This is a genomic window from Kitasatospora indigofera (genome assembly GCF_014655955.1).
Taxonomy (GTDB): Bacteria; Actinomycetota; Actinomycetes; order Streptomycetales; family Streptomycetaceae; genus Kitasatospora; species Kitasatospora indigofera.
This window is the reverse complement of sequence record NZ_BNBO01000013.1, coordinates 87965-105839: the sequence shown is the minus strand read 5'-3', so window position 1 is coordinate 105839 and position 17875 is coordinate 87965. Positions and strand designations below refer to the sequence as shown.

Genomic DNA, 17875 nt, shown 5'->3' with positions numbered 1-17875 from the left:
TGCCCCGGAATCCACCCCTACGGCTCCGGCTCTTTGACCACCGTTTCCCGCCCGGTGTATACGTTCGCCGTCTTCGCCAGGCATACTGGCCAGGCCGGGCGATTTGCCCGGCGACAACGGCGAGAATCGAAGGGACCGGTGGTCAGGGATGCTGCGTAACGGTCTGGAGCCCTGGCACCTCCTGGTGGTGCTGGCTGTCATTATCCTGCTCTTCGGATCGAAGAAGCTGCCCGAGATGGCCCGCGGGCTCGGCAAGTCGATGCGCATCCTCAAGGCGGAGACCAAGGCCCTGCGCGAGGACGACGCGCCGGCCGACGGTGCCCCCTCGAACGCCACCGCCGCGTCCACCGCGACGCCGGCGCCCGAGCAGCCGCGCCCGGCGGCCGTGACGCCGTCGAACGTCACCACGGCCTCCGAGAACACCAAGTCGGCCACCGGCGCCTGAGCCCGGCCGCACCCGAACGCTCCGCGGAGCCCGCGATCCGTCCCCGACGGATGCGGGCTCCGTTGCTGTTCGGGCCCGCCGGCGCCGCCCCGAGGATCCGCGCACCCCGCCGCCCCCGGGACCCTGCCTCCGCCGCCATCCCTGCCCCTGCCCCTGCCCCTGCCCCTGGCTCCACTCCCGCCGCCGGCCGGGGCGGACCGGCCGACGACTTTCCGCCGCGGCGCCGGGCCCGGAGGGCCGCACAGGGGCCGCCCCGGCGCCCCCGGCAGGCACCCCGCTGTCGCGGCCGAACAGGCGGTGCCGATGGGGCCATTGGCCCTGGTGGGACCGCCAGGGCCAGGGTGGCAGAAGTGGCTTCGAGTGCGATCCGAACAGTTCGATTTTCGACAAAACCGCTCCATTGCAATCACATTGACGCAACATCAAAAAAGTGTTCGTCAGATCACCATGCGAGACGAACCTCTGACAATGCGTCGTCGATCCGCTTAGGATGACCGCGGCCTGTCACCCATCGGCGGTTCGAATTCCGCCACGAGGATCTGATGACCCCACACATACCGGACGCCGTTTCATGGTGCCTGGCGGTCGGGGCGCCCGCCGCCGCCGTCCTGCTGCTGCGCCAGCGGCGGATCACCGGCTCGCTCGGCGAGCGGATCGGCGCCCTGGAGGACTCCGTGGCCGCCAGGGACGAGGCCGCCCACCGGCTGGCCGCCGTACAGGCACCGGCGCTCGCCGCGGCGCCGTACGCCGCGCCCCACGACCTCCCGCCGGCCGCCGACGCGCGGCTCGCCGGGACGGCGTTCGCCGGCCACCTGGACAGCGTGCTGGAGCAGTTCGCGGGCGCCGCGGCGCTGGCCAGGGACCGCGCCGACCAGTCCGCGAAGACGGCGCTCAAGGGCGCCGTCCGCTCCCTCCAGGGGCTGGCCAACGAGCAGCAGCTCTCCATCTCCGACATGCAGGACCGCCACGACGACCCCGACGTGCTGCGCGACCTGCTGGAGATCGACCACGCCAACTCGCAGTTCGGCCGCCGCGCCCAGGCGATCGCCGTGCTCTGCGGCTCCTGGCCGGGCCGCCAGCGCCGGGTCTCCGCGCTCTCCGACGTGGTGCGCGGCGCGAAGTCGCGGATCCGGGACTACCGGCGGGTCGAGGTCCGGACGCAGCACGAACTCGCCGTGGTCAGCCGGGCGGTGGAGCCGGTGGTGCTCGCGGTGGCCGAGCTGCTCGACAACGCGGCCCGGCACTCCCAGCCCAACACCACGGTGGAGGTCAACCTCCAGCCCGCGCACAACGGCGCCTGCGTGGTGATCGACGACGCCGGGGTCGGGATGGACGAGCGCGAGGTCCGTCGGGCCGGCCAACTGCTCTCCGGGCAGCGGGCGGTGGACGTCACCCAGCTCGGCGACCCGCCGCAGTTCGGCTTCGCGGTGATCGGCGTGCTCGCCGCCCGCTACGGCTTCAGCGTCTCCGTCGACACCCGCTCGCCGTACGGCGGGGTGCGCGCGGTGCTGTTCCTGCCGAGCGCCCTGCTGACCCAGCCCGAACCCGAGACCGAGCCGGAGCCCGCCGCCGCCGCGCCGCCGGCTCCCGCCCCCGCCGTGCGCTCCGTCCCTGCCCCGGCCCCCGCCCCCGCACCTGACCGGGCCTTCCCGGCCGCGCCGCTCGGGCAGACCGTCGGCGGCCTGCCCAAGCGGCGCCGGCGGCACGCCTCCCCGGAGCAGGCCGCCGCCGTGCGGCCCGCCGCGGACGCCCGGCTCGGTTCGGAGGCCGACTGGGACGACGCCTGGGGACGTTCCGCCGAGGACACCGCACGCCGGATGGGCGCCTTCGCCCGCGGCACCCGGGCCGGACGCGCCGAGACCACCGATCCCGAAGGGACCCCGCAGGCATGAACAGCCCGCTCAACAGCCACCTGGACAACGAACTCGGGTGGATGCTCGACGACGTCCTGCTGGTGCCCGAGGCACGGCACGCCATCCTGCTGTCCGCCGACGGCCTCCTGCGCGCGCACTCCCGCGGGATCTCCCGCGACGAGGCCGACCGACAGGCCGCCGCCCTCTCCGGCCTCCAGTCGATCAGCCGCTCCACCTCCGGGTTCGCCGGCCGCGAGGGCACCCCCTGGCGGCAGACGCTGATCGAGTTCGCCGACGGCTACGTCTTCCTGGTGGCCGCCGGCCCGGGCGCCTACCTGGCGGTCTCCGCGAGCGAGACCGTGGACATGGAGGCCGTCAGCTACCGGATGCAGAAGCTGGTCGACCGGCTGGGCAAGGAACTCACCAGCCCGCCGCGCCACGACGCCGGCCTCCGGACATGAGCGGCGCCCGGCGGCTGAAGGGCCTGGTCCGGCCGTACGTGGTGACCGACGGCAGGTCCCACCCCAGCCGCAACACCTTCGACCTGGTCACCCTGGTCAGCGCGATGCCGGACCGCCCGCTCGCCGGGCTCAGCCCGGAACGCCGCCGGATCGTCGAACTCTGCCTGCTCGGCGCCCTGTCGGTGGCCGAGGTGGCCGGCCACCTGCACCTGCCGGTGAGCGTCACCAAGGTGCTGCTCGGCGACCTGGTCGACAGCGGCCACATCCTCACCAGGGCCGCCGTGCCGCGCGCCGCGCAACCCGATTCCCAGCTTCTGCGGGAGGTACTGGATGGCCTCCGGGCCCGTCTCTGACATCTACCTGGCCCCGAGTGTGCGGACCGCCGTCAAGCTGCTGGTCGTCGGGCACTTCGCGGTCGGCAAGACCACCTTCGTCGGCACCCTCTCCGAGATCCCGCCGCTGCGGACCGAGGAGCGGATGACCCAGGCCGGCGCCCTGGTCGACGACCTGGCCGGCGTGCACGGCAAGGACACCACCACCGTCGCCCTGGACTTCGGCCGGCTCACGCTCAGCAAGAGCCTGGTGCTCTACCTCTTCGGCGCGCCGGGACAGCAGCGCTTCACCCCGCTCTGGCGGGACATGGCCTACGGGGCGCTCGGCGCGCTGGTGCTCACCGACACCCGCCGGCTGGAGCAGTCCTTCGCCGTGATGGACCTGCTGGAGGAGCACGGCCTGCCGTACGCCGTCGCCGTCAACCGCTTCGACGGCGCACCGGAGTTCGCCGAGGAGGAGCTGCGCGAAGCGCTCGACCTGCTCCCCGACACCCCCCTGGTCAGCTGCGACGCCCGGGACACCGGCTCGGCGACCCGCGCCCTGGTGACGCTCGTCGAGTACCTCTCCGCCCGCGTCGAGGACCCCACCGAACTGGAGCCCGCGTGACCCACCCCGCCCCGCCCCCGGGCTGCCCGGCGCACAACGCCGACGGTGCCCCCGCGGCCTTCGGATTCCCGCTGTACGACAAGGAGTTCGCCACCGACCCGGACGCCGTCTACGCGCACCTGCGGCAGTACGGCGCGGCCGCCCCGGTCGAGCTGTACCCGGGCGTGCGGGCCACCCTGGTCACCTCGTACGCGGCCGCGCTGGACGTGCTGCGCACCCCGGAGACCTTCTCCAAGGACCCGCGCCGCTGGAAGGACCTGAACCGCGGGGCGATCGCCCCGGACAGCCCCGCGCTGCCGATGATGGCCTACCGTCCGAACGCCCTGTTCACGGACGGCGCCGACCACGCCCGGCTGCGCGGCGCCATCAACGACAGCCTGGAGCAGGTCGACCCGGTCGCGCTGCGCGGGTACGTGGAGCGCAGCGCCGACGTCCTGATCGACCGCTTCGCCACCCTCGGCGAGGCCGATCTGGTCCGTGACTACGCGCGCACCCTGCCGCTCCTGGTGTTCAACGAACTCTTCGGCTCCCCCGCCGAGTTCGGCGACCGCCTGGTGGCCGGGATGTCCGGGATCTTCGACGGGGTGGACGCCGAGCGGGCCAACCAGGAGCTCACCGCCTGCCTGCTGGAGCTGGTCGCGCTGAAGCGCTCCCGGCCGGGGCCCGACATCACCTCCTGGCTGATGTCCCACCCGTCCCGGCTGACCGACGAGGAGATGCTGCACCAGCTGGTGCTGCTGATGGGCGCCGGCACCGAGCCGCAGCTCAACCTGATCACCAACGCGCTGCGGCTGCTGCTCTCCGACGACCGCTTCGCGGGCAGTCTGGCGGGCGGCAGCCTGCCGGTCGACGACGCCCTCGACGAGGTGCTCTGGACCGACCCGCCGATGGCCAACTACGCCGTGCACTTCCCGGTCCGGGACGCCGAACTCGGCGGGGTGACGCTGCCCGCGGGCGACCCGGTGGTGATCAGCTTCTCGGCCGCCAACAACGACCCGGCGCTGGCCGCCGAGCACCGTACCGGCAACCGGGCCCACCTGGCCTGGAGCGCCGGCCCGCACACCTGCCCGGCGCAGAGCCCGGCCCGGCTGATCGCCACGGTCGCGGTGGAGAAGCTCCTGGACCGCCTGCCGGACCTGGAACTCGCCGTCCCCGCAGGCCAACTGCCCTGGCGGCCGGGGCCGTTCCACCGTGCGCTGGCCGCCCTGCCGGTGCGCTTCCCCCCGGTGACGCCGACTCCGGCCGGCTCACCGCGGCACGCCGCCCCGCAGCAGTACTCCGGGCCCCAGCAGGCCGGTCCGCAGTACGGCGCGCCGGGGTACCCGTCCCCGCAGCACGCCGCGCCGCACCAGGCCGGACCGGACGCCGCCGACGCGTACCGCACCGCTCCCTCCACCGCGGCGCCGCACAGCGCCGCGGCCAGCACGGCCGCACCGCGCACCGCCGCACCCGGACGCCCCGCCGAGACCCCTGGAGAGACCTCATGGCAGCCCCTTCAGCCACTCCCGCCGCTTCCTGCCCCTACGCCCTCGACCCGACCGGCAGCGACATCCACGGCGAGGCCGCCCGCGTCCACCGGGACGGGCCGGTCGCGCAGGTGGAGCTCCCTGGTGGCGTGGTTGCGTGGTCGGTAGGCAGCCAGGAGCTGCTGAAGCAGTTGCTCACCGACCCCCGGGTCTCCAAGAGCGCCCGCCGGCACTGGACGGCGTTCATCAACGGCGACATCCCGGCGGACTGGCCGCTGAACCTCTGGGTCGCCGTGGAGAACATGTTCACCGCCTACGGCACCGAGCACCGGCGGCTGCGCAAGCTGGTCGCCGCCGCGTTCACCGCGCGCCGCACCGAGGCGATGCGGCCCCGGGTCGAGCGGATCACCAGCGACCTGCTGGACGCCCTGGCCGCGGCGCCCGCCGGGGAGCCGGTGGACCTGCGCGAGGGCTACGCGTACCCCGTCCCGATCCAGGTCATCTGCGAGCTGTTCGGCGTGCCCGAGGAGGCCCACGCCGGGCTGCGCGCCTGCGTGGACGGCATCTTCAACACCAACGCGACGGCCGAGGAGGCGCAGGCCAACGTCGTCGCGATCTACGGCATCCTGACCGAACTGGTCGCGCTCAAGCGCAAGGAGCCGGGCGACGACCTCACCAGCGTGCTGCTCAGCGTGCGCGACGAGGAGGCGGACGGCGAGGGCACCGCGCAGCTCAGCGAGAGCGAGCTGGTGGACACCCTGCTGCTGCTGATCAGCGCCGGTCACGAGACCACCGTCAACCTGCTCGACAACGCCATCCACCTGCTGCTCACCCACCCCGAGCAGCTGGCCCACGTGCGGGCCGGCCGGGCCTCCTGGAACGACGTCATCGAGGAGGCGCTGCGGCTGCGGTCGCCGGTCGCCAACCTGCCGCTGCGGTACGCGGTCGAGGACATCCAGGCCGGGGACGTGCTGATCCGCAAGGGTGACGCGATCCTGGCCGCGTACGCCGCCGCCGGGCGGGACGCGGCCGTGCACGGCGCCGACGCGGACGTCTTCGACGTGACGCGGGCCGGCAAGGAGCACCTGGCGTTCGGCCACGGGGTGCACTTCTGCCTCGGGGCGCCGCTGGCCCGGCTGGAGGCGGCGATCGCCCTGCCGGGGCTGTTCGAGCGCTTCCCCGACCTGGCGCTCGTCGAGCCGGCGGGGGAGCTGCCGCCGGTGGAGTCGTTCATCTCGAACGGCCACCTCGCCCTGCCCGCCGTGCTGCGGCCGGCCGCGGGGTAGTCGGGCTCCACGACGGTCCGGGGCGCGGCGGGCGGCCCGCCGCGCCCCGGACCTCCGGACGCCCGGCCGGCCCGGCGCCCGCCTCATCGCACCCGGGCCAGGGCCTGCCGCTCGGCGCCGGCCGCCGCCCGGGGGCGCGGCCGGCGGATCAGCAGGCCGGCGACGGCGCCGAGCAGCACCACGCCGGCGCCCAGCCAGAGGGCCTCCCGCAGCCCCTGCTCGAACGCGGCAGCCGGTCCGGACGCCGCCGCCGCCCGGGCGCCCTGGCTGAAGACGGTGGTGATCACCGCGATGCCCAGCGCACCGCCGAACTCGCGGACGGTGTTGTTCAGCCCGGAGGCCTTGTTGTGCTCGTGCTCGGCGACGCTGCCGATCACCGTCGCCGGGTTGGCGGCGAAGACCAGGCCCATGCCGAGTCCGGCCACCGCCAGGGCCGGCACCAGCGAGCCGTAGGAGACCCCGGGGCCGACCAGCAGGGCGAGCCAGCCGAGGGCCGCGGCCTGCAGCACGCAGCCGAGGGCCTGAAGGACGCCGCCGCCGATCCTGGCCACCAGTGCGCTGGCGAGCGGGACGACGACCACCGGCGCGGCCGTCCAGGGCAGGGTCCGCAGGCCGGCCTCGAACGGCGAGTAGCCCATCGGGCCCTGGAGGTACTGGGCGAGGAAGAAGATCGAGCCGAAGACGCCGAAGTACATCGCCAGCGCCACCGTGTTGCTGAGCATGAAGGACCGGATCCGGTACATGCCGGCCGGCACCAGCGGCTGCCGGGCCCGCCGCTGCTGGACGGCGAAGGTGGCCAGCAGCACGGCCCCGCCGCCGAGGCCGGCCAGTGTCCGGGGGCCGGTCCAGCCGTGGTCGGCGGCGCCGACGATGCCCCAGACCGCGACGATCACGGAGGCGGTGACCAGGGCGACGCCGGCCACGTCGAGGGCGCCCTCGCGGCCCCGGCTCTCCCGGACGGCCCGGTGGACGAGGGGCAGCGCGAGCAGGCCGACCGGGACGTTGATCCAGAAGATCCAGTGCCAGTCCAGGCCCTCGGTGACCAGGCCGCCGGCCAGCGGTCCGATCGCGACGCCGAGTCCGTTGACGCCGCCCCAGACGCCGACCGCGAGCGCCCGCCGGGCGGGCGGCACGGCGGCGACCGCGAGGGTGAGCGAGACCGGCAGGATGGCGGCCGCCCCGGCGCCCTGGAGCGCGCGGGCGGCGATCAGCTGGTCCGCGGTGCCCGACAGGCCGCAGGCGGCCGAGCCGAGGGTGAACACGGCGACGCCCCAGAGGAAGACCCGGCGGCGGCCGAAGCGGTCGCCGAGCGCGGCGCCGGCCAGCAGCAGCCCGGCGAAGGCGAGCACGTAGCCGTTCACCACCCACTGCAGCTCGGACTGGCCGATCCCCAGGTCGGCGCTCATCTCGTTGAGGGCGTTGGTCACCACGAGGTTGTCGAGGGAGACCATGAACATCGGGACGGAGGTCGCCAGCAGCGCCCAGAGCGCTCCCGGCCGGTTCTCGGGCATGACCGGCTCCTTATGGATAGCAATACTGTTCACTATCGATAATGGACAGTATGGGTATCCATCCCGAGGGGGCGCAAGGGCCCTCGGGAAAAAAGTGGAGATGTAAGCTATCCATACCGTTGGAGAGGGAGAGCCCATGCGCATCGGAGAGCTGAGCACCCGGACCGGCGTCCCGGTGCCGACCATCAAGTACTACCTGCGCGAGGGCCTGCTGCCCGCCGGCGAGCTGACCAGCCCCAACCAGGCCCAGTACGGCGACGCCCACGTCCGGCGGCTGAAGCTGGTCCGCGCCCTGCTGGACGTCGGGAAGCTCTCCATCGCGGCCACCCGGACGGTGCTCGACTCGATCGACGCCCCCGACAACTCCCTGCACGACCGGCTCGGGATCGCCCAGCACGCCCTCAACCCGGCGCCCGCCGGCGACCCCGACTCCGCCGACCTGCTGGAGGCCCGGGAGCGCGCCGACCGGCTGATCGCCGAACGCGGCTGGCTGGTCGAGAGCCCCGGACCGGCCCGCGACACCCTGACCCAGGTCCTGCACAGCTACCTCGAACTCGGGCAGCAGGACCTGCTCGTCGTGCTCGACGACTACGCGGACGCCGTGGAGAGCCTCGCGGCCTCGGAGATCGCCACCGTCGGCCGCCGCTCCGACCCGGACAGCCAGGTGGAGGGCGTGGTCCTGGGCACCGTCCTCGGCGACGCGCTGATCACCGCCCTGCACCGGCTCGCCCAGGAGGACGCCTCGGCCCGGGCCTTCGCCGCCCTGGGCTGACGGCCCGCCCGGCGGCGGGCCCGCGGACCCGAACGGAGCAGGCCCCCGGGCGGGCCGGGGCACCGGGCCGCAGGCTGGGGAGGGCTGCGCCGGAAGCCGTGGACCCCCCAGCCGCAGGATGGTGCCCGTGGAGTCGTGGACCCCCAAGCTGATCCGCGGCGTGGCCTCGGTGGTCGGCGGCTTCGCCGCCCTGATGATCGGCTACTTCACCCTCCCCCTGGAGTTCTTCGGGCCCGAGCGGCCGGCCCTCAGCTGGATCGTCTTCGGCGCCGCGCTGACCGTGCTGACCGTGCTCCTGCTCCGCAAGACGCTGCAGGTGCTGACCCAGGTCGGCGGCCGGCCCGGCGTGGGCCTGGCGTTCCTGATCATGCTGTCGATGGTGACCTTCTCCGCGGGCTACTTCGTGCTGTCCCGGGACAACCAGTTCGACGGCCTGCACAGCAGACTGGACGCGTTCTACTTCACCGTGATCACCCTGTCGACCGTCGGGTACGGGGACATCACGCCGAGCGGGGACGAGGCGAGGGTGGTGGTGATCCTGCAGATCTTCTACAACTTCGTCTTCCTGGCCGCGGCCGCGGGGAGCCTCAGCAACCGGGTGCGCAGCCAGATCAGCGCACGGGCCCGCGGGAGCGGCCGGCCTCCGGGACGCGAACCGGAGGCGGAGGCGGAGCCGGGGCCGGGGCCGGACGGCTGACGACCGAGGGCCACCGGCACCCACCGGCAACCGTCAGCTGTCGTTCCCGGCGTCGTTGCCGGCGGCCGCCCCCGCCGCCGGGTTCACCGTGTTGACCAGCACCGTCAGCCTGGCCTGCCAGTTCAGGCTGGTCGCGGTGTCGATCGCGTGCTTCTTGGCGAGGTCCCGGACGATCCGCTGGGCGTCCTTCAGCTCCTGCTGCGCGTCCGCCTCCCGCCCGGCGGCGAGCGCCTTGCCGGCGTCGTCCAGGGCCCGCAGCAGGTCGGCCTGCTTGTCGCGCTCCTTCTGCAGCTGCGCCTTCGCCACCAGCTCCCGCAGGGCGGCGAGCTGCACCGCCGGGCCCTGGAGCTTGGTGGGGGCCGGGGACGCCGTGGCCGAGGGCCGGGCGGTCGACGCCCCGGCGGTGGGGCTGACCGGCACGGGGCTGCCGGGTGCGGCGCTGCGGGTCGCGGCGGGCGGGGTGGTGGACCTCCCGGCCGGCGGTCCGTCCAGGGCGACGATCGCGATCACCGCCGCGCCCGCGACCCCGGCCACCCCCAGGGCGCCGAGCAGCAGCGGCCGGCGCCGGGGCCGCGGGCGCTCCGGGCCCGGGCCGCCGAAGGCGGCCCCGTACGGCGGTGCCTGCCCGGCGGACGGCATCACCGGCACCGGCGGCATCAGGGTGGTGGCGGGGCCGGGCGGCGCCGGGTGGTGGCCCGGGTACGCGCCGGGGCCCGGGACCGGGGGCAGGACGGTGGTGTGCTGCTGGTCGGCGCCGCCCTGCGGCACACCGGGGAAGAGCGGCCGGGCCTGGTCACCGCCGGCCAGCAGCTCGGCCGTCCGGTCGGCGGCCGAGCCGGCCGGACGGGCGGGGACGGCGGCGAGGAGCTCGGCACGGGCCGCGGCCGCGTCGTGGGGGCGGTCCCCCGGGTTCTTGGCGAGCAGCCGCAGCACGGCGGCGTCCAGCGCCGGGGGCGTCCCGGGGCGGCGGGCGGACGGCGGCAGCGGCTGCTCGGAGACCTGCTTGAAGGCGATCGCCACCGGGGTGTCGGCGGTGAACGGCGGCTCGCCGGTGAGCATCTCGGTCATCACGCAGCCGACCGCGTAGAGGTCGGAGCGGCCGTCCACGGCCCCGGCGGTGGCCTGCTCGGGCGACAGGTAGGCGGCGGTGCCGAGCACGGTCGCGGCCTGGGTCAGCCCGGCGCCGGAGGAGCCGGCCCGGGCGATGCCGAAGTCGACGACCTTCACCCCGCCGTCGTACGTGATCATGATGTTGCCCGGCTTGATGTCCCGGTGCACCAGGCCGGCGCCGTGCGCCACCTCCAGGGCCTCGCAGACGGCCGCCGCGATCCCGACCGCCCGCTCGACCGGCAGCATCGGCTGCTCGGCCAGCAGCGCGGCCAGCGAACGGCCGTGCACCAGCTCCATGACGATGTACGGCGAGCCCTGGTCGACCCCGGAGTCGAAGACCATCACGATCCGCGGGTGCGCCAGCATCGCGGCGTGCTGGGCCTCCCGGCTGAACCGCTCCGCGAAGCGCGGGTCGTCGGCCAGTCCGCCGTTGAGCACCTTGACGGCGACCTGCCGGCCCAGGACCCGGTCGACACCGCGCCAGACGGTGGCCATCCCGCCGACCCCGAGTATCTCCACGAGCTCGTAACGCTCGTTCAGCGCACGTCCGATCACTGGAACCGCTCCCCTCACCGTCCCGGCGCCCAGGGCTCCTGGTCGCCTCGCGCACCTGTGCACGATAGCCGCCGCGGCGCGGCGGCCCCACGGATCCCGGGCGCCCGGCCCGGTACGCGGCCGGCGGGCCGGCGGTGGTCCGCCGGCCGGGCGGCGGCCGGCGGGGCGGGGAAGGGGTCCGGACGGGCGGCGGGTCCGGGGGGATTCACCCACCGCCCGTCCGGAGTTCGTGTCACCTCGCGGTGGAGGTGTTGCCGGATCGCGCGGCCGGCTCCTCGGCACGGCCGGCGGCCGTCTCGGAGGACTGCGGGGCGCCGGTCTGGCCGCCCTGCGTCCCGTTCGCAGCCGTCGGCGAGGCGCCGGCCGTGGCCTGGCCGCCGCCCTCACGGGCGCTGCCGGTCGTCCCCGCGCGGACCGCCGCGCAGTAGCCCTCGATCTTCGAGGCGCCGCCCGCCGCCTTGAGCAGCGGTGCGTACCGGGGTTCGGCGGCGAGCGAGCGCAGGGTCTTGCCGTGCACCTCGGCGTCGGCCAGCTCCTGGCAGAGGGCCACCAGTTCGGGTACGGCGGTCGGGCCGCCGGGGGTCGGCGATGCGCCCCGCTCGCCCGGACCGGCCCCGGGCTGGGTGCCCGTCGGCGTGCCGGGGGCGTCCAGCGGGCCGGCGGACTCGGCGGCGCCCGGGACGGTGGCCTCACCCGCGGTGGCGGGTCCGCCGGACGGGACGGGGGCCCCGCCCGGCGAGGAGCTGCTCCGGGCACCGGTCTGCTTGCCCGACGGGGTGCCGGGCGGCGTGCCCGTGGACATCTCGGGGGTGCTCAGGGCCGCGGGCCGGCCGGATCCTGACGGCCCCCCGCCGAGCGCGGCGGGCAGGTGGCCACCCCCGGCCGCGACCGCGACCCCGCCGAGGGCGCTGGCCGCGAGCGCGACGACGGCGGCCTTGGCGCTGAAGGCCTGGGCCAGCGCGGCGGTTGCCATCGATCGTCTCCGGGGCGGTACGGCGGGAGCGGGAACAGGGACAGGTACGGCGGCGGGACGGGCGGCCAGCCGGAACGCGGCCAGGGCCGCCTCCTCACCGGAGAGATCGCCCTCCGCCGGCGGGGCAGCCGCAGCGGTGAGCAGGGCGGCCAGCGCCTGGTGCCCGCTGTCGCCGTCCTCTCCGGTGAGGGAGGCCTGACCGACCGGCGTACCGGCCGCCGCACCGGCGAGCAACTGCTCGGCGGTGTCGCGGTCGATCCGACGGGATCGGTTGGTGCTCATCTCAAGTCCTTCAGCGTCGCGGTCCTGGGTTCTGTCACACCCTGCGGAGATTTTTTCTGCGGAGCCCCCCGGTGCGGGAACCCGGCCTCGGGCGCGCCGGTGCGCTCCAGCAGCTTGGCGAGTCCGCGCAGCCCCCGGTGGGCGGCCATCCGTACGGTGCCGGCCCGCTTGCCGAGCACCCGGGCGGCGCTCTCCGCGTCCAGCTGCATGACGACCCGCAGCAGCACGGCCTCGGCCTGGTCGCGCGGCAGCCGGGAGATCAGCGCGAGCGCGTCGGAGGTGCCGACGGTGGCGAGGGCGGCGCCCGCGGTGTCGTCGCCGGAGGCCAGTTCGGCCAGGTACTCCAGCGGCAGGTCCGCGGTGGGGCGCCGGCGTCTGCTGCGCAGGTGGTCCAGGGCGCGGTTGCGGGCGACGGTGGCGGCCCAGCCGCGGAACCCGTCCGTGTCCCCGGAGAAGGTGTGCAGGTCGCGGGCGATCTGCAGCCAGGTCTCGGAGGCGATGTCCTCGGCGTCCTGGGTGTCGCCCGGCCGGCCGCCGACCAGCACCCGCAGGTAGCGCAGCAGCCCGGGCTGCACCGCCCGGAACAGCTGCCGGAACGCGTCCTCGTCGCCGCCCTGGGCGGCGGTCAGGGCGGCCGAGAGGTCGGCCGGGCCTTCCGCCGGGCGGCCGGCGGCTCTCGGCCCGGCCGGGGCGGCGGCACCTGCGGCGGGGTTCACGGCAGGGCGGGCGGCCGACCGGTCCGGCGGGGGGCCGGCCGACCGGGAACGCGGCGGCGGGACGAAGCCGGGGACGCCGACACCTCTGTCGGTACCGGCTCCGGGGCGGTCTGCACTGTGCACTCGCACCATCATCCGGCATCCGGCACCCGGCCGGACGGGTGCCCGGTGAACTCCGTGTTGCGGCGGCCGGGACCAAACCCCCTGTCCGGAGGGTCCAAGGTCCCCCCGGCCGCTGTCGTTCGCCCGCGGTTCCGATACCCGCACCCCGCATACGTTGGACGGGAACCGGAACGACACCGGACCTCCACGACTTCTTCGCACCAGGGGCCCGCCGCACCGGCCGGGCCGCGAGCGGACGACCACCGCGCGTCCCGGCCGCCGCCCGTCCCACTCCCGCGCCCCCGGCGCCGCCCGATCGCCCCGGCCCCCACCGCCCCGGCCGCCCGCCCGCCGCGGCACCCGGCCCACCGGCCCCGCCACGGGCCGGCCCGTGCCCGCACGGCCCCCGCCACGGGCCGCTCCGCCGACCCCGCCGACCCCGCCGACCCCGCCGACCAGGAAGACGTGATGAAGACCGCCCAAGAGCTCTACACGGACGGGCTGCGCGACCACTTCGCGCCCGCCATGCGCGCCCTGGGCCTGACCGGATGGCGGCACACCTTCAGCCTCCCCGACGAGGGCCATTGGGCCCTGATCGGCGTCGTCCGCCGCCCGCTCGGCGACCGGGTGCGGTTCACCCTCGAACTCAGCCTGACCGGCAAGCAGGACTGGGCCGACAGCGGCCTCCCCGGCCTGCGCCCGGACCCCCGGGTCCGGTACGGGGTGGAGACCTGGCGGGCCCGGATCGGGGAACTGCTGCCGGTGCAGGACGAGATGTGGTGGGAGGTGCTCCCCGGCCCGCGCTGGCAGGTCGCCGTGGAGGACGCCGTCGCCGCCGTCCGGCACTACGCCCTGCCCGAGCTGCTGCGGCTGGTCGACCGGCACCGCACCGGCGAGACCTACCTGTCCCGCGCGGGCCTCGCCGACGTCAACGCCGTCCTGCTGAGCGCCTCGGTCGCCCGGATCCAGCGCGCCGAACTCACCGACAAGACCCTCGTCCTCACCGGTGCCTGGAGCCGGTCCGACCCGGTGGCCCGGGAGGTCCTGCAAGGCGTCGCCGAGGGCTTCCTCTCCGCCGGGGACGAGCGGTTCCGGGCGGTCCGCTGCGCGGACACCCTGGGGCGCGAACTCTGGGTCTTCCCAGGCCGGTAGCCACCTCGGGAGCCGTATCACGGGCGCTCCCATGACAGTTGTCACGCCGATCCGGCAACGGAAGGCACTGCTGGCCATGGTGGCCGGATCGCCAGACTGGAGGCACGACGCAGGGCGGACCGCCCGGCGCGAACTCCCGGCGGAGGCAACCGACATGAGCCAGATCCTGACCAGCACGGGCACCACCACCGCGACCACCCCCCGCGCCGCGACGGCGAGCACCCGCTCGGCCTTCGCACCGCTCGCGATCGACGTCCTGGCCCCGCTCGGCGGCTACGTCCTGCTGCACTCCGCGCTGGGCCTGGGCCAGGTGGCGGCGCTCGGCCTGGCCGGCCTGATCCCCGCCGTCCGGACCGTCCTCGGGCTGCTGCGCGAACGCCGGCTCAACACCTGTGCCGCCCTGATGCTCGCGGTGAACCTGCTCGGCCTGGTGCTGGCCGGCGTCACCGGGGACGCCCGCCTGATGATCGCCAAGGACGGCCTGCTCAGTGGCGCCGTCGGCCTGGCGGTGCTGGCCTCGGTGGCCGCCGGGCGGCCGCTGATGTCCGGCGTGCTGATGCCCTTCCTGACCAAGGGCGACCGGCTCCGCACGGCCGCCTGGCAGCGGCTGGCGGACGGCCGGGCGGCCGGCTCGCGGGCCTTCCGCCGGCACGAGCGCGCCTTCTCCGCGATCTGGGGCCTGGCCCTGTCCGGGGAGTGCGCGGCGCGGGTGACCGGCGCCTTCACCCTGCCGGTGAGCACCATGGCCTGGCTGTCGACCGTCTTCCTGGTGGCCGCGATCCTCGTCGCCGCCGTGCTCGGCCGGGCCGCCGCCGACCCGATGGAGAAGCTCGTCCGGGCCGAGGCCGCCGCCCTCCCCGAGCCCGCCGCCGCCTGACCGGGCGCACCGCCCCGGCCGGGGCGGCGGGCCCCTGGCCGGAGCTGACCCAGCGTCGGGCGAAGGGCCCGGTCCGGAACCGCCGGGCCGCCCCAGGAGTCACAACAGAGGGGGCGACCGCCCCCACCGGACACGGGGGGAACCGATGACAGACACCGGAGAACAGACCGAGAGGCGCACCCTGACCTGGGACGGCTGCCTCAACGTACGGGATCTGGGCGGCCTGCCGACCGCCACCGGGGGCCGCACCCGCCACCGCGCCGTCGTCCGGGCCGACAACCTCGACCGGCTCACCGCCGAGGGCTGGGAGGCCCTGCGGGCCTACGGCATCCGCACCGTGATCGACCTGCGCAACGCGGACGAGTACAAGCCGCTGCTGCCGCTGCCCGCCGGCCTCGACCTGGTCCGGATACCGCTCGACGAGCTGGCCGGCGCGGACTGGTGGCAGCGCTGGGGCGAACTGGACGGCACCCCGCTCTCGCTGCGCCCCTACCTCGACGAGTGCCCCGGCGCGATCGCCGCGATCGTCGCCGCCGTCGCCCGGGCCCGGCCCGGCGGCGTGGTCGTGCACTGCGGCGCGGGCCGTGACCGCACCGGCCTGGCCGCCCTGCTGCTGCTCAGCCTGGCGGACGTGGAGCCCGCCGCGATCGTCGCCGACTACCTGCTCAGCGGCCCGAACCTGCGCCCGCTGTGGGGCATGCTCGGGCGCCCGGACGAGGACGCCCTGATCACCGCCGTCCTGGACCGGGCCGGCACCACCGCCGACCGCGCCCTGCTCACCGCGCTGGACGGCTTCGACCCGCAAGCCCGGCTGCTCGCCGCCGGACTCGGCCCGGCCGACCTGGCCGCCGCCCGCGCCCGGCTGCTCGACCCGCCGGCTGCGATGATCCACCCGTGATCTTCCGTGACGCCGTCCGCCAGGACCTCCCCGCCATCATCGCCCTGCTCACCGACGAGGAGGGGGTCACCGACCCCGCCGGCGTCCGGGTGGACGAGGCCTACGGCCGGGCCTTCGAGGCCGTGGACGGCGACGCCCGCAACGAGATGCTCGTCCTGGACGAGGGCGACGGCACCGTCCTGGGCTACCTGCAGCTCACCTACATCCCCGGCCTCGGCCGGCACGGCCAGGAGCGGGCCCTGCTGGAGGGGGTCCGGGTCCGGGCCGACCGGCGCGGCGACGGGCTGGGCCGCCGGCTGATCGGCGAGGCCGTCGAGCGGGCCCGCCGACGCGGCTGCACGCTCGTCCAGCTGACCAGCGACAAGCGCCGCGCCGGGGCCCACGCCTTCTACGCCTCGCTCGGCTTCGTCCGCAGCCACGACGGGTTCAAGCTCGGCCTCTGACCGCCGGGCCGCCGGCCGCGCCGGGCCCGGCCGCCGGGAGCCGCGGCGCCGGGAGACCAGCCGCCCGGCCCGGAGCGTCACCGGCGGCGGCCACCGCCGAGGCGCTCACGGATCGCCCGCATGGTGGCACGTAGCTCGTCCCACCCCGGCGTTCCCGGACGGACGACCTCCCCCGCCGGCCACCCGGGGCCGGGCGCGGCCGGTCCGGCCGGCTCGGGGGGCGGTGCGGCGCAGGCCGGTGCGGCGGGAACGCCCGCCGGCGTCCGGTCGCGGTGCTGCGGTCCACCGGTGTGCTCCAGGTCGTCGGGGCCGGGAGGTCCGGCGGTCCACGGTCCGGCCGGGAGGGGCTCGGCCGGGGCGGGTCCGGCCGATGCGGCCGCTCCCCCCACGCTCAACAACGCCCGCACGCGCGGAGTGGTTACGGGCCCGGAAAGACCAGCCGTCGTCCTGTCCTGGTGATGGGCTTCCTGGTCGGGCCCGCACGTGCGGACCTGTGTGCCGGTACGTGCGGACCTGCCCGAACCGGCACGTGCGGAGCTGTTTCCTCCGGTGCCCCCGTCGGGCAGCCCCGCACGTGCGGACCTGCCCGACGGGGGCCCGTCCGCGCTGCCGGGTACGGGGCCGGAGGCGGCTGCCCGCACGGGGGCGGCTGGGGCGGTGCGGGTGGTGCCGGCGTCGCGTGCGGAGTTGTCGGCGGGCACGGCGGGCACCGCCGGCACGGCGGCATCCGTCCCCGTGACGTCCCCGGCGGGCCCGGCGAGCCGGCCGGCCGCCCGGCGGACGGCCTGCCGGACCCTACGGCGGTCCTGCCGGAGGACGGCCAGGGCCGCCTCCCAGCGCGGGACGCCGCCGACCGGCAGCACACAGGCGTAGCCCCGCACCCGGGCACCGGACGGCCCGAAGGCGAGGGTCATCAGCCCGGCCTCGGCGGCGGCCCGGTAGAACCGGGGGATCGAGTCCTTGGACGTCCGGCAGGACTTGGCGAACCACTCGTTCGAGGGAGCCTGGTGGAGGTTGGTCCCGTCGGCGTCGGCCTTCTGCGCGGCGTGCATCAGGAAGAGCGCGAACGCCGACCCGAAGGACTTCCAGGCACCGCCAGTGGGGATCTGCTGCATCCACTGGCCGAGCCGGGTGCGGAACTCGTTGGCGGGGGCGGTCCAGCCGGCCGGGCGGACGCCGGCGGTGTCGCTGAGGTTCATGGTTTCTCCCGAGGGCGCCGCGCCCCGCCGACGCGCCGAGGGCCCCACACGCCGCTCGGCGTGCGTACACTCGGGGGATCGGGCTCGGCCGGCGTCGGCCACTCGATGGTGTGCGACCGCCTGGATATCTTTCGGCCA

General features: G+C 75.7%; 18 protein-coding genes. 13 read left to right on the top strand and 5 right to left on the bottom strand.

The window, feature by feature from the left end; genetic code table 11:
* Window positions 1-148 precede the first annotated feature (148 nt).
* The 7 genes from tatA to IE329_RS14485 all read left to right on the top strand — a co-directional run bounded on the left by tatA (window position 149) and on the right by IE329_RS14485 (window position 6450).
* Window positions 149-445, top strand: a complete 297-nt coding sequence (gene tatA, locus IE329_RS14515) for a Sec-independent protein translocase subunit TatA (RefSeq protein ID WP_190211273.1) — start codon at window positions 149-151, stop codon at window positions 443-445.
* 542 nt (window positions 446-987) lie between these two features.
* Window positions 988-2337 carry an ATP-binding protein gene (locus IE329_RS14510; RefSeq protein ID WP_190211272.1) on the top strand — a complete coding sequence of 450 codons (1350 nt, stop codon included), beginning with the start codon at window positions 988-990 and terminating at the stop codon, window positions 2335-2337.
* Window positions 2334-2759: a roadblock/LC7 domain-containing protein gene (locus IE329_RS14505; protein ID WP_190211271.1), complete on the top strand. Its 426-nt coding sequence runs from the start codon at window positions 2334-2336 to the stop codon at window positions 2757-2759. The genes IE329_RS14510 and IE329_RS14505 overlap by 4 nt, the downstream gene beginning before the upstream one ends.
* Window positions 2756-3112, top strand: coding sequence for a DUF742 domain-containing protein (locus tag IE329_RS14500; protein ID WP_190211270.1), 357 nt, complete (start codon window positions 2756-2758; stop codon window positions 3110-3112). The genes IE329_RS14505 and IE329_RS14500 overlap by 4 nt, the downstream gene beginning before the upstream one ends.
* On the top strand, window positions 3090-3698 hold the full coding sequence (locus tag IE329_RS14495; RefSeq protein WP_190211269.1) for a GTP-binding protein: 609 nt from the start codon (window positions 3090-3092) through the stop codon (window positions 3696-3698). The genes IE329_RS14500 and IE329_RS14495 overlap by 23 nt, the downstream gene beginning before the upstream one ends.
* Window positions 3695-5332, top strand: coding sequence for a cytochrome P450 (locus IE329_RS14490; RefSeq protein WP_229927438.1), 1638 nt, complete (start codon window positions 3695-3697; stop codon window positions 5330-5332). The genes IE329_RS14495 and IE329_RS14490 overlap by 4 nt, the downstream gene beginning before the upstream one ends.
* Entirely contained in the window at window positions 5314-6450 is a 1137-nt protein-coding gene (locus IE329_RS14485; RefSeq protein WP_229927437.1) for a cytochrome P450 family protein, read from the top strand. Before IE329_RS14490 ends, IE329_RS14485 begins: the two co-directional genes overlap by 19 nt.
* 83 nt (window positions 6451-6533) lie before the next feature.
* Here IE329_RS14485 and IE329_RS14480 read toward each other — a convergent pair whose 3' ends face one another.
* Entirely contained in the window at window positions 6534-7961 is a 1428-nt protein-coding gene (locus tag IE329_RS14480) for an MFS transporter (protein WP_190211267.1), read from the bottom strand.
* Window positions 7962-8097: 136 nt separating this feature from the next.
* Between IE329_RS14480 and IE329_RS14475 the strand changes: the two genes are divergently transcribed.
* Window positions 8098-8733: a MerR family transcriptional regulator gene (locus IE329_RS14475; protein ID WP_190211266.1), complete on the top strand. Its 636-nt coding sequence runs from the start codon at window positions 8098-8100 to the stop codon at window positions 8731-8733.
* Window positions 8734-8851: 118 nt separating this feature from the next.
* Entirely contained in the window at window positions 8852-9430 is a 579-nt protein-coding gene (locus IE329_RS14470) for a potassium channel family protein (RefSeq protein WP_190211265.1), read from the top strand.
* A 33-nt stretch (window positions 9431-9463) separates the two neighbouring features.
* Here the strand turns inward: IE329_RS14470 and IE329_RS41505 are convergent, their stop codons facing one another.
* The 3 genes from IE329_RS41505 to IE329_RS14455 all read right to left on the bottom strand — a co-directional run bounded on the left by IE329_RS41505 (window position 9464) and on the right by IE329_RS14455 (window position 13066).
* Window positions 9464-11095, bottom strand: coding sequence for a protein kinase domain-containing protein (locus tag IE329_RS41505; RefSeq protein ID WP_190211264.1), 1632 nt, complete (start codon window positions 11093-11095; stop codon window positions 9464-9466).
* Between the two features lie 232 nt (window positions 11096-11327).
* On the bottom strand, window positions 11328-12350 hold the full coding sequence (locus IE329_RS14460) for a hypothetical protein (RefSeq protein WP_190211263.1): 1023 nt from the start codon (window positions 12348-12350) through the stop codon (window positions 11328-11330).
* The gene (locus IE329_RS14455) at window positions 12347-13066 is read right to left on the bottom strand and encodes an RNA polymerase sigma factor (protein ID WP_268257281.1); all 720 of its coding nucleotides are present in this window, start codon (window positions 13064-13066) and stop codon (window positions 12347-12349) included. Before IE329_RS14455 ends, IE329_RS14460 begins: the two co-directional genes overlap by 4 nt.
* Window positions 13067-13636: 570 nt before the next feature.
* On the opposite strand from IE329_RS14455, the gene IE329_RS14450 reads away from it, so the two are divergent.
* The 4 genes from IE329_RS14450 (at window position 13637) to IE329_RS14435 (ending at window position 16538) form a co-directional block, all read left to right on the top strand.
* Window positions 13637-14320: a hypothetical protein gene (locus IE329_RS14450; RefSeq protein WP_190211262.1), complete on the top strand. Its 684-nt coding sequence runs from the start codon at window positions 13637-13639 to the stop codon at window positions 14318-14320.
* Window positions 14321-14474: 154 nt separating this feature from the next.
* Complete coding sequence (locus IE329_RS14445) at window positions 14475-15197, top strand: VC0807 family protein (protein WP_229927435.1); 723 nt, start codon at window positions 14475-14477, stop codon at window positions 15195-15197.
* A gap of 145 nt (window positions 15198-15342) precedes the next feature.
* Window positions 15343-16095, top strand: a complete 753-nt coding sequence (locus IE329_RS14440) for a tyrosine-protein phosphatase (RefSeq protein ID WP_190211261.1) — start codon at window positions 15343-15345, stop codon at window positions 16093-16095.
* Window positions 16092-16538, top strand: a complete 447-nt coding sequence (locus IE329_RS14435) for a GNAT family N-acetyltransferase (protein ID WP_190211260.1) — start codon at window positions 16092-16094, stop codon at window positions 16536-16538. The genes IE329_RS14440 and IE329_RS14435 overlap by 4 nt, the downstream gene beginning before the upstream one ends.
* A 77-nt stretch (window positions 16539-16615) precedes the next feature.
* On the opposite strand, the gene IE329_RS14430 is transcribed toward IE329_RS14435, so the two are convergent.
* Complete coding sequence (locus IE329_RS14430; protein ID WP_190211259.1) at window positions 16616-17737, bottom strand: hypothetical protein; 1122 nt, start codon at window positions 17735-17737, stop codon at window positions 16616-16618.
* Window positions 17738-17875 lie beyond the last annotated feature (138 nt).